Source organism: Alcaligenes sp. 1735tsa3, assembly GCF_024134565.1.
GTDB lineage: Bacteria > Pseudomonadota > Gammaproteobacteria > Burkholderiales > Burkholderiaceae_B > Alcaligenes > Alcaligenes phenolicus.
The window spans coordinates 879,222-891,227 of sequence record NZ_CP099862.1 but is presented as its reverse complement, the minus strand read 5'-3'; the positions used below and the strand labels follow the sequence as shown (position 1 = coordinate 891,227).

The following is a 12,006-nucleotide window of genomic DNA, read 5'->3' as shown; positions in this document are numbered from 1 at the left end:
ATGTGACCTTGGCTGTGCAAGGCAAGCGCCCAAAGAAAAAGGCCGCTAAGAGCGGCCTTGTTTCTACGTTTCAGTTTAGTGGTGGGTCGTGCGCGACTCGAACGCGCGACCAACGGATTAAAAGTCCGCTGCTCTACCGACTGAGCTAACGACCCCCGACTGAAAGATGAAATTATGGCCTGATTTGAAGGAGCCGTCAAGCACTAAATGCAAAATAATTGGAAAAAAGGCGTTTTTCTTGAAAAAACATGAAAACAGCCTCCTGCTAGGGCCCGACCCCCACCCTTTTCCCGGTTCCAGAAACAAAATCGGAACATCTATCCAGGAGCATTTACTGCTGAAAATAGAAAATGCCTCCCGAGACTGAGGTCAGACCCCAATGCCGGGAGGCATTCAAAGACGATCAGGCTCGTCTAGCGCTTAACGGGCACGAGAAATACGAACCTCGGCACCACGGCGTTTGACCTCCAGCCCTTCGGACGGCAGGATCTTCAATCCTTCCAGACCCTTGATGTAGCTGGAACCCTGCATCTGCATGACGCGAATCTTGTTGCGCATCACAACCGGGCTGTGCTCGGGCATGCCAAACATCCAGACCTCATCCAGCAAACGAGCCGAGTTGAACTCGGATGTATGCTTGACCACCGGTCCCAGACACAGCATATGGCCTTCGCGGCCAAAGACCGGCAAGCGGTCCAGACCCACAGTCATTTTCAGGATGGTGCCGCCTTCATAGCGCCAGCCCGTGCTCAGATCCCACCAGGCATCGCCTTCAGGCAGGTAGACCTCGATATCCTGGCCGGGCTGCAAGACAGGAGCCACCAGCAAGGCAGGACCCAACAAATACTGGGTATCCCACAAGCGAGCCTGGGCATCTGCCGGGAAGCTTTGAGCCATGGAGCGCTGTACCGGCAAGCCAGTACGCACGGCGTCTTCAATAATGCCCAATACATAAGGCACCAGACGGAAACGCCACTCCAGCCAATGAGCAACCTGAGCCTGGGTTTCTTCGTCAAACGCATCAGGACGCAAAGCAGGAACACCTTGCAGGCTGAAGTTTGCCGAGAAAACCGACATGGCCAACCAACGCAGATACAGTTCTGGCGTCATTTCGCTAGTCGATGCAGCCGCATTGCCCCAACCATGAATCTGGATAGGCACGCCGCTATTACCGGTAGCCAAGGCGGACTTCAAGGATTCAGTCAGACCTGCCCAGGTATTTTCCACCTGCGGGCCCAACTGCCAGGCAAAGCGCTGGGAAGATGGGCTCAGGTCGCGGCTGGCAACCACGCCTTCTTGCGGTGTCTTGTGACCGGCAACAGCATCAAACAGGGCCTGACGTGCCAGCACAGGGTAAATCGCACGCAACAGGGCGCCAGACTCGCCACCACGACTGGTGATGGCGTCCGGAATATCAAAGCGGGCATTGCACAGCACGGCACCCAGACCATCGTCGACCATCTGACGCTGGCGCTCGGTCCACATGCGGAACACGTCTTTGTGGGTCAGGTCCAGCAAACCGTAGTCGCGACCACCGCTTAGCTCATCGCCAGGGAAGACATAGGCGCAGCCGTCGTCATCATTGATAAGCAACCAACCGCGATCTTCCCACTCTTCGAACAAGCTGGTGCCCGCCAGTACGCAAGGACGAGTCCAGGCGGCCAGCTGCAACTGATCATTCTGCAAGGCAGAGAAAGCGTCGCGGGGGTCAGCCATGCGGGCGGCATTCCACTCCAGCGTAGGCTTGTCCTGCTGAAAATCGTAAGGCTCGGGTGGCGGCAAGACGGCCACATCCAGCGCAATACCCTGCTCACGGCACTGATTGGCCAACTCACGCAAGGACGTTACATCCTGCGCCTGAGCGCCATCCAGCCACAAGCCCATAGGCGTGACACCGGGCTGACCAGCACGGCCCGTCAAGGCGGAGTACTGGTTGATAATTTCGCTGGGATCACCCAGGAACAGGAAGAAATCCAGGTCGGCAGCGTGTACACGAGCGCGGTACGCATCCAGGTCTTGCTGACCCAGATCATGTTCAACCCGCTCGAAGGTATTGATGTATAAACCCCAGCCTTGGGTGCTCCAGAGCAAAGGCAGGCTGCGGTCGTCCGGGCGATCGGTGTCGACTGTTTCCTCGCGGCGGTCCAGCTCGCCCAGGGTTTCGCCCAAACCATACAGGGCATCTTCCTCGGCCAGGGCCAGAGCCAGCTGCCAGCAACTGTTGGGCTCTTGCTCGAGTGTCAATGGCTGATCGCCACTGCTCAAGAGCAGTTGCTCGCCACGCCGGACTTCAAAGCGCCACGGATTGGCCTGAATGTGCAGGGCAAGCTCGCCCTGCTCAATCCGCCAGCCCGAATCGGCTGCTTCCAGTTGAAATTCGCTGACCGCCTCATGGCGGGCCAGCAGCATATCGCCCAAAGCTTTGGCACGGGTACTGAGCTTTTCATTATCGAGCCGGGTAGCCGGCATACAGCGGAAACGAAAAACACCCGGCGCATGAGCTTCGATGCGCAGCGCAAAATCGGTTTCGACAAAAGCGAAATCGGCTTGGGCCGGTTTCGTCGTCAACAAACTCAGATGATTAAACAATTGTGTCACGTCGTCAGAGTGGAGCGAACGGCACGATGCTGATCGCAGGGTCACGCTCAAGATTACTTAACAAGGCCACTATTTTGACGTATTTGCGCTACAAAGGAAAATGTTGCTTCAAATTTCGCCGAAATAATTCGAAAAAAGGGCCTTAGCGAGGTATTAAGGCTTGCTCCAAACGCCGCTCCAAAGGAATGGGTTCCTCCAGACAATAAGCGGCAAACAAACTGGCTGCCAGCAGGCTCCAACTCAAACCACGTGAGCCGTAAGCCGCAGCCATAAACAAACCGGGCGGGCCCGGCACAAAACCCATCACGGGCAAATGATCACTTAAAGCACAGCGCCAACCGGCCCATCCTTGTTCGGGTGTTGCCACCGCCACAGCGGGATGAGCCAGCATGGCAGAAACTTTTTCTATATTTTGCTGATGACCCTGGCGGCTGACCTGGGCAGACTCACCAAAACGTTCGTAGGTGCTACCAATGACTTGCCCCTGCGGGCCTACAGGCAGGATATAGCCCTGACCGCTTAAAGTCACTTCGCCACGAGTCAAAGCCTGTTCGGCAGGCAAGTATGTCACCTGCCCGGCCAGACGCTGCATGGCCGCCAGCCGTGGCAGGGGATGCTGGGCCAAGAACTCGTCGGGCAGCAAACTCAGGCTTTGGGCTGCCGCAGCTATCACTACACGATTGCTGCTTTCCAGGCACTCCCCCTGCCGATTGCAGACCTCCCACACTTCCGGCTCCGGGCCGGCTCGCAAGGACACCTGCTCTGGCAGACATTGAATCAAGGGGTGATCCAACAGATGGGCGACCAGTGCACCGGGATTCACCACCATGCCTTGCGGAAAATACAGGCCACCGCCTTGCAGCGGCACCCCAGCCAAGGCCGAGCCCTGCTCACGATCCAGCCATTGCACCCAATCCTGGTCCAAGGCCAAACGCTCCAGCGCCTGCTGAATTTCGGCATCACTATTGCCCGCCTGCCCAAACACCAAGGTTCCGACTCGACGCGGGCGAGCCGCTTCCGGCAAGTCTTTCCAGCCCTGCCAGGCATGCAGAACAGCATTACGGCTCAAGCGGGCCAAGGGGGCATCATCCAGGGCGAACACGGGGGAGATGGCAGCCAGACGGTGACCTTGATGCGTTGCATCCAGGCCCTCGCTCAGTGCCGGATCACAAACCAGAACGGGCACACCTTTGCGGGCCAACTCCCAGGCACAGGCCGCCCCTGCCAAACCGGCACCAATCACTACCGCCCGCCCTTGCTGTGGTGGCAAATTGCTGCGTCGTCCCAGGTGGGGACGCAAGCGAGCGCGAATGGTGCACCACTTACCCCCGGCACCGGGGACTTTTTCCACTTCAAAACCTACCGAGGCCAGATCACGTCGCACCTGCCCGGCACAGCACCAGGAAGCCGCTGTCGCCCCCGGCGCAGCCAGACGCACCAGTTGCCCCAGGACCGACCGCGACCACATGGAAGGATTGCCACGGGGCGCAAAGCCATCCAGGTAAAACGCGTCCGCATGGCAGTGCAGCTCGCGCATCATGGTTTCGGCTTGCCCAAAGGCCAAGGTCAGTGTGACTTGTCCCCTATCCAGCTCCAGCCTGTGTATGCCCGGCACCAGTATGGGCCAGGCTGCCAGCAGTTCCTGGGCTTGGGTCTGCAACTCCTCGGGCAAGCGGGCGTACAGAATCGCCAAATCTGACTGGCGGAAAGGATGGGCCTCAACCGACACGAAATGCAGCCGCTGGCTGCGCTCCGGGTCCTGACGCCAGGCCTGCCAGGTAGCCAGAAAGCTGGCCCCCAGTCCAAAGCCGGTTTCACAAATCGTAAACTGGGATCGCCCCCGCCAACGCTCGGGCAGACCATTACCGTGCAGAAACACCCGTCGTGCCTGCCCCAAAGGGCCATTTGCCGGGTGATAGCTATCCTGATACACCGCGCTGACAGGCACGCCATGCTCATTGAATTCCAGAACGGCCGGGACCAGGGGCTCAAACGCAGAGGCAGCCATTAATTTTCCTGCCCATAACAACACTCACACACGCTCTAACCCCTTAAACTGGCCTTAATCAAACTGACACCAACAAACACGTACAATGAAAAGTCTCAGCTTCAGACTTTTCTTTTTTAAAACCGGATTGCCATGCCATTGTCACGTTTACCGCTCAGCGCCTGCCTGGACGCTGCTGTTACCGCAGCCCATGCCGCCGCCGCTATTTTACAAGCCTATGCGTCGGACCGTAGCTCTCTGGTGATCAGCAACAAAATGCACAACGATCTGGTGTCGCAAGCCGATCATGAAGCCGAGCAGGCCTGCATCAGTGTGCTGATGGAGCGCACCCCGGACATTGATATCGTGGCCGAGGAAAGCGGCGGCGTGAATACAGGCCGTCCCACCTGGTATATCGACCCGCTGGATGGCACGACCAACTTCCTGCACGGCATTCCTCACTATGCCGTCTCAGTTGCCCTGATTGCCCCGGCCGGCACGCAAATGGATAACGGCGTTCTGGCCCAGGACACGCCGGTCATTGCCGTGGTCTACGACCCCAATCGCGAAGAGCTGTTTACCGCCATGTACGGTGTGGGCGCCTGGTTAAATGGCAGCCGTATTCAGACATCCTCATCGAAAAAACTGGCGGACTCGGTCCTGGCCACAGGCTTTCCCTTCCGCGACTTCTCTTTTTCCGACCAATACATGCCCAGCCTGAACGCCTCCATTACAGGCAGCCGTGGTGTGCGCCGCATGGGTGCCGCCGCGCTGGATCTGGCCTGGGTGGCTTGTGGCCGTTACGACGGTTACTGGGAAATGGGCCTGGCCCCTTGGGACGTTGCCGCTGGCACCTTGCTGGTGCGTGAAGCCAAGGGTGTGTGTCAGGACCTGTATCAGGAAGAGCCCTGGCCCGTCAGCGGTCACGTCTACGCAGGCAATGCCCACATTGCCGATGAGTTGCTGGGCATGGTGCGTCCGTCGCTGACACAGCGTCCGACCAAACCCAAGCCTTAACGCCTTATTCGGGGCCAGTTGCCAAACTTCCTGCTCCGATCTTCATCGCCCGATAAAAAAGCGAGCCGTTTTAAACGGCTCGCTTTTTTCATACAGATCAGGTTGCAGGCCAGGTTTAGCGATTTGCTGAGTAATCGTCCCCCAAAACCGCCAAATCAAGCCTGCGCTTCAGGCTTGACTTGCTCATCCCGCAGGACGCGGCGCAAGATCTTGCCCACATTGCTCTTGGGCAGTTCATCACGGAACTCAATAATGCGGGGACGCTTGTACGCCGTCAGACGCTCTTTGCACCATTGCTTGATATCGGCTTCAGTCAAGGACGGATTACGTTTGACCACGAACAGCTTGATGCTTTCACCACTGTGCTCGCTGGGCACCCCCACCGCCGCCACTTCCAGCACATCAGGATGCGCCGCCACCACGTCTTCAATTTCATTCGGATAGACGTTAAAGCCCGACACCAGAATCATGTCTTTCTTGCGATCCACTAGACGAATACGTCCCTGCTGATCCATGACACCGATATCACCTGTCTTCAAGAAACCATTAGGCGTAAAGACATTGGCGGTTTCCTCCGGCTGGTTCCAGTAAGCCGACATAACCTGCGGCCCTTTGACGGCCAGCTCGCCTTGTTCGCCCATGGCAACCGGTTGCCCCTGTTCGTCCAGCAAGAGCACATCGGTTGAAGGCAAGGGAAATCCAATCGTGCCACTGTAATCGCGTGAATCCGTCGAGTTCACCGCCACCACCGGGGAGGTTTCCGACAGACCATAGCCTTCAATCAAAGGGCAGCCCGTCACAGCCAGCCAACGCTCGGCCACGGCTTTTTGCAAGGCGGCACCACCGGCCAGACACAGTTTGAGCTGCGCAAACGGCAAGGTACGGAATTTTTCGTGATTCGCCAGCGCATTGAACAAGGTATTCACTGCTGGAACGACTTCAGGCGGATTGCGTTTCCAGGCCTTGTAAACCGAATTGAGATCGCGCGGATTCATCACCAGCACCATATGCATACCTGCATACATAGCAAACAGACCGCAAACCGTCAGCGCGAAGATATGATAGAGCGGCAAGGCCACCATCATGGTGTAAGCCGGACCTTTAAAGTCGCCCAAAGCGGGAAAGCCCACGGCCTCCACCTGCAAGACGTTTGCCATCAAATTGCGCTGGCTAAGCATGGCGCCTTTAGGACGGCCCGTTGTGCCGCCCGTGTATTGCAACAGCGCCAGATCATCCGGTTTGGCGGGCTGACGGCTCAGGCTCAATTTGCTGCCCTGCTCCAGCACGGCCTCCAGACTGTGCGAACCCGGCAAGGAATAAGACGGCACCATGCGTTTCAAATAACGCACGGCGAAATTCACCACGCTGCCCTTGAGCCCCATCAGATCACCCACGGTACTCAACACCACGTGGGCAGGCTTCACATTGTCAGGAACTTGCTGCAGCACATGCGCAAAGGTTTCCAGAATCACAATGACCTGGGCCTGGCTATCGGCCAGTTGGAACTCCAGTTCGCGTTCGGTGTATTGCGGGTTGGTATTGACGCCCACCATGCCCGCCCGCATGGTGCCCAGCAAGCAAATCAGGAAGGGCAAACCATTGGGCAGCATCAGCATCACACGGCTGCCACGCTCCAGCCCCTGTGCCTGCAACCAAGCCGCGAAGGCATCCGCGCTGCGGTCCAGATGTTCATAGGAAATGTCATGCCCCATAAAGGTCAGCGCAGTCCTGTCCTTATGCTTTTTCATGGCGGCATCCAGACAATCGATCAAGGTCTGCTCGGCGCCTAACTGAATCTCATGGGGCACGGAGGCCGGATAATGCTCGAGCCAAGGTTTTTGCTGAGTATCCAAGGGCTTGTCACCTAATACGTGTTTATTTATGGTTAACTCTACTCTACTTTATTGTTCAAACCCAAGGACAAGCCCGCATCATGAAGCTGTTTGAACCCATTTCCGCCTGGTCGCATGAAATTGCGGCCATCCGGCGCGATCTCCACACCTACCCCGAACTGGCTTTCGAGGAAACCCGGACGGCCGATCAAGTCGCGTCCTGGCTGGAGAAATGGGATATTCCGGTACATCGTGGCCTGGGCGTGACAGGCGTTGTCGGTATCCTGAAGGGTACGGGCGGCGAAGGTCCATCCGTGGGGCTGCGCGCCGATATGGACGCCCTGCCCATGCAGGAGCTGAACGAGTTCGAACACAAAAGCCGTCACGACGGCAAGATGCATGCCTGTGGACACGATGGACATACCGCCATGCTGCTGGGTGCAGCGCGCTACCTGTCCGAGCACCGTGATTTTGCGGGCACCATCTATCTGATTTTTCAGCCTGCCGAAGAAGGTTTTGGCGGCGCACGCGAAATGATCAAGGATGGCTTGTTCACGCTGTTCCCCATGCAAGCTGTTTTTGGCCTGCATAACTGGCCCGGCATGCCTGCCGGCACCTTCGGGGTTTTGCCAGGCGGCATGATGGCCTCCAGCAATACCTTTGAAATTCGCATTGAAGGCAAAGGCGCCCATGGAGGCATGCCCCATCTGGGCGTGGACCCCATCATGGCGGCCGTGCAACTGGCGCAAAGTCTGCAAACCATTGTCAGCCGCAATGTGGACCCCCTCGAACCCGTGGTGCTGAGCATTACCCAGATTCATGCCGGCTCTGCCGATAACGTTATTCCCAACGAAGCAGTCATGCGCGGCACGGTACGCACCTTCTCCACCGAAGCCCTGGACCTGGTCGAGACCCGCATGCGCGAACTGTGCGAGCAAAGCTGTGCCGCCCAGGGTTGCAAGGCCGAGTTCGACTTTGACCGCCGCTACCCTCCCACCATCAATAATCCCGAGCAAGCGGCCTTTTGCGCGCAAGTCATCAAGGAGCTGGTTGGCCCCGACAAGCTGCGTCAGGACATCCGCCCTTCCATGGGTGCCGAAGATTTCTCCTTCATGTTGCAAGAAGTCCCCGGCTGCTATGTCTGGCTAGGCAATGGCGATGGCGACCACCGCAGCCAGGGCCACGGCATGGGTCCGTGCATGCTGCACAACGGCAGCTACGACTTCAACGACGCCCTGATTCCTATTGGTGCCAGCTATTGGGCCAAATTGGCTCTGGACTGGCTGGCACAACACCGTTGATGCTTTAACAAATGTTTCATAGCGGGGCCAAAGCTTGCCGTTACAATGGCAGGTTCTATTGTTGACGGCGTGCGCTCCGCGCGACGGGCATCTGTCCCACCACCCTTTCTTCCAATACGGGAGTATTTGTGACTACTTCAAGCAACATCTCTTCGCTCCCGGACGGAGCCCCCACCCTGCGCGTCATGCCCATGCCCACAGACGCCAATATTCACGGTGACGTGTTTGGTGGCTGGATCATGTCCCAGGTGGACATTGCCGGAGCGATTCCTGCAACACGACGCGCCCAAGGCCGGGTTGCCACCATTTCCGTGAATGCCTTCACCTTCAAGCAGCCCGTGTTTGTGGGTGATTTGCTCAGTTTCTACACAGAAATCATCAAAACAGGCCGCACCTCCATTACGGTTTCGGTGGAAGTGTATGCAGAACGCAAACGCCTGCAACTTGAAACGGTCAAGGTAACGGAAGCCACGCTTACCTATGTGGCTACCGATGACGAGCGCCGCAGCCGCCCGCTGCCCCCTCTCTAAGTATTCGTGACAGGCAGGCCTATGCAGGAAAACCTGGTACCCCCTACTTCGCCCAGTGACACTCCCAAGCCGCGCCGTCTGGAGCCCGAGGATGCGCAGCAGGCACTGTATCGCCTGAAAAACATCCTCAAGCGCCAGGAAGTGGTGGAGTCGCTGGCCCAGCGCCAGTTCGAAGACGACGACCGCTCCAACCTGCTTGAGGGCTTGATCCATCGCCAGCATGAGAGCGAGATCAAGTCCATCCTGAACGATCTGCACCCAGCTGACATTGCCTTCATTCTGGAGTCCTTGCCCGAGCTGGAACGCCAGGCCATCTGGCAATTGGTGGATGCCGAGCACGACGCCGACGTACTGCTGGAAGTAGCGGACTGGGCACGTGAATCCCTGATTCGTTCCATGGACGCCGCGGACCTGATCGCTGCCGCCGGCAATATGGATGCCGACGAAATTGCCGATCTGGTCCCTGACCTGCCGCCCGATGTGGTGGCAGCCGTGCAGCGCGGCCTGACGGACGAGGAGCGTGCACAACTGATCGAAGCCATGGGCTACCCCGAAGACACCGTGGGCGCCATCATGGACTTTGACATGGTGCGCGTGCGCGAGGATGTCACCCTGGAAGTGGTCCTGCGTTACCTGCGTCGTTTGCAGGAACTGCCAGACCACACTGACCAGATTTTCGTGGTGGACCGGGCCGATAAACTGCAAGGCACACTGTCCCTGACCCGCATGCTGGTCAGCGAGCCTGAAACCCTGGTGTCCTCTGTCATGTCCACCGATTATCTGACTCTGAACCCACTGGATTCGGACTCGGATGCGGCCGGGGCTTTTGAACGTTATGACCTGGTTTCTGCTCCTGTGGTGGACGATATTGGCCGCCTGATTGGCCGAGTCACCATTGACGAAGTAGTGGACGTGCTGCAAGAGGACTCGGAAGAACAGGCCCTGTCTCGTGCCGGTCTGCAAGAGGACGATATTTTCTCGCCCATCCGTACGGCTATCCGCAACCGGGCTCCCTGGCTGCTGATCAACCTCTGTACGGCGGCAACGGCTTCCTTCATTGCCTCGCGCTTTGAAGACACTGTCAGCCACATCGTGATCCTGGCTTTCCTGATGTCGATTGTGGCCGGTATTGGTGGCAACTCCGGCAACCAGACCATGACCATGATCATTCGTGCCATTGCCACCGGCCGAGTCACAGGTTCCAACGTCCTGCCATTGATCAAGCGCGAACTGCTGGTGACCTTTCTGGTTGGTGTCTGTGGCAGCGCGGTAACGGCATTCTTTGCCTGGTTTATCTCCGGCTCGATCGCCATTGCTGCCGTGATGATGGCCGCCATGATCGGCAATATGTTGATTGGCGCGGCGCTGGGCGTGATGATCCCGATTCTGCGTGATCGCTTTGGCAATGACCCGGCTGTGGGCTCCTCGGTATTGCTGACCTTTGCGACGGACTCGCTAGGTTTCTTGCTGTTCCTGGGACTGGCGACGGTGTTCTTGCTGTAAATCGCCTGCGGGTATGATTAAAAAAAACCGGCTTCTGGCCGGTTTTTTGATTTCTGCATCAAAAGGAGTAAATCGCCTCTTTGAATCTTTTGGCCCCAGGGAACCTGAAAATCCGAACACTGGAACACCAAAATATCGGGGCGTTGGCCCGTTGATCCGTTGATCCGTTGATCCGTTGATCCGTTGATCCGTTGATCCGTTGGATTTCAGTATGTTTGCCTTATCTTGTTAAGCACAAGCTCTCTACCTTTTCCCGGGGAAAAACGTGGTAGCCAATCTCAGAAGTTGCTGCAAACTCAAACACGCGCACCAAACTGTCCTTCCAAACAACTAAGATCGTGAGGACGACAGTCGGGCCTCTTCCAAGAACACTTCCAGACTCTCCTGTGTCCCCACGGCCTGAGCTTTTTGCAAAGACTCGGTCTGCGCTGTGTGCTCAAAAAAATCCAGTACGCCATTGGTCACTCGCGGCGCAATGCCTGCCAACTCCAGCTGACGACGCACTTGCAGAACCTCGTCACGGCGGCGCACGCCGTGCACCAGATGGCTGCGCAGGCAGGACTCCATGAAGTCCTGCAAGCCCCGCTGATTCAAATCCTCCAGGACTTCATACAGCTCGGCCCGCAAACCCATGCGCTCGGCCAGCATCAAGTTTTCAATTCCCAAGGCCTCCAGCCCCTTGGTCATCAAACTGCGCAGCAGCTTCAAGCGCATTGCATCCCCCGCCTGTCCCGGCAAGATACGCACAGAAGCGCCCTGAGCCTGCCAAAACGCCGCAGCCCTGCCTGCCCCTTGCCCTGCCGCCAACAAAGCCGTCTGAGCGCCTGTAGAGGGCACAGAGCCCATAATCGCCAGGTCAGCCAGCTCGATTCCGTGCTCTTGCGCCAAAGCGTCCATGCTCTCCATGTCCTGGGGCTCGGCCGTACACAAATCCATGTACAGCGCTCCCACAGACAAATGCGGCATGACGGCCTTGGCCACTATGTATGCCTGTGTTCCCGTCACTGCCGACAACACGCCGTCAAGACTCCGCCAATCCGTATCCGCCTGCAAACACAGTTTCGCTCCCAATTGCTGCGCCAGTTCGCTGGCTGCGGCACTTTCCCGGCGCACCAGGATAAACGGCACCTGCACACCAGCCAACTTCAAGGCAGCACCATAAAAACGCGCGACTTCGCCCGCCCCGATCAGGGCAACACGATGTAATAAGGGAGATGTTGTCATAGAAAAACACACAG

Annotated in this window: 8 protein-coding genes and 1 tRNA gene; 4 read left to right on the top strand and 5 right to left on the bottom strand. The window is 57.6% G+C overall.

Features of this window, described 5'->3' with window-relative positions; translation table 11 throughout:
• Window positions 1-79: 79 nt before the first annotated feature.
• The 3 genes from NIZ92_RS04060 to mnmC all read right to left on the bottom strand — a co-directional run bounded on the left by NIZ92_RS04060 (window position 80) and on the right by mnmC (window position 4,606).
• Window positions 80-155: transfer RNA gene (locus tag NIZ92_RS04060), tRNA-Lys, on the bottom strand.
• A gap of 265 nt (window positions 156-420) precedes the next feature.
• Complete coding sequence (locus NIZ92_RS04055; protein WP_254002736.1) at window positions 421-2,589, bottom strand: glycoside hydrolase family 31 protein; 2,169 nt, start codon at window positions 2,587-2,589, stop codon at window positions 421-423.
• Between the two features lie 151 nt (window positions 2,590-2,740).
• Window positions 2,741-4,606 (bottom strand): FAD-dependent 5-carboxymethylaminomethyl-2-thiouridine(34) oxidoreductase MnmC, encoded by a 1,866-nt coding sequence (gene mnmC, locus NIZ92_RS04050; RefSeq protein ID WP_254002735.1) that lies wholly within the window; start codon window positions 4,604-4,606, stop codon window positions 2,741-2,743.
• Between the two features lie 132 nt (window positions 4,607-4,738).
• On the opposite strand from mnmC, the gene NIZ92_RS04045 reads away from it, so the two are divergent.
• On the top strand, window positions 4,739-5,602 hold the full coding sequence (locus tag NIZ92_RS04045; RefSeq protein ID WP_060185615.1) for an inositol monophosphatase family protein: 864 nt from the start codon (window positions 4,739-4,741) through the stop codon (window positions 5,600-5,602).
• 155 nt (window positions 5,603-5,757) lie between these two features.
• Here the strand turns inward: NIZ92_RS04045 and NIZ92_RS04040 are convergent, their stop codons facing one another.
• Window positions 5,758-7,455 carry an AMP-binding protein gene (locus NIZ92_RS04040; protein ID WP_203145058.1) on the bottom strand — a complete coding sequence of 566 codons (1,698 nt, stop codon included), beginning with the start codon at window positions 7,453-7,455 and terminating at the stop codon, window positions 5,758-5,760.
• Window positions 7,456-7,535: 80 nt separating this feature from the next.
• Between NIZ92_RS04040 and NIZ92_RS04035 the strand changes: the two genes are divergently transcribed.
• The 3 genes from NIZ92_RS04035 to mgtE all read left to right on the top strand — a co-directional run bounded on the left by NIZ92_RS04035 (window position 7,536) and on the right by mgtE (window position 10,768).
• Window positions 7,536-8,735: a M20 aminoacylase family protein gene (locus NIZ92_RS04035; RefSeq protein ID WP_088451031.1), complete on the top strand. Its 1,200-nt coding sequence runs from the start codon at window positions 7,536-7,538 to the stop codon at window positions 8,733-8,735.
• A gap of 185 nt (window positions 8,736-8,920) precedes the next feature.
• Window positions 8,921-9,265, top strand: a complete 345-nt coding sequence (locus tag NIZ92_RS04030) for an acyl-CoA thioesterase (RefSeq protein WP_003803527.1) — start codon at window positions 8,921-8,923, stop codon at window positions 9,263-9,265.
• A gap of 21 nt (window positions 9,266-9,286) precedes the next feature.
• On the top strand, window positions 9,287-10,768 hold the full coding sequence (gene mgtE, locus NIZ92_RS04025) for a magnesium transporter (RefSeq protein WP_109088800.1): 1,482 nt from the start codon (window positions 9,287-9,289) through the stop codon (window positions 10,766-10,768).
• 330 nt (window positions 10,769-11,098) lie between these two features.
• On the opposite strand, the gene NIZ92_RS04020 is transcribed toward mgtE, so the two are convergent.
• Window positions 11,099-11,992: a DUF1932 domain-containing protein gene (locus NIZ92_RS04020; protein WP_254002734.1), complete on the bottom strand. Its 894-nt coding sequence runs from the start codon at window positions 11,990-11,992 to the stop codon at window positions 11,099-11,101.
• Window positions 11,993-12,006 lie beyond the last annotated feature (14 nt).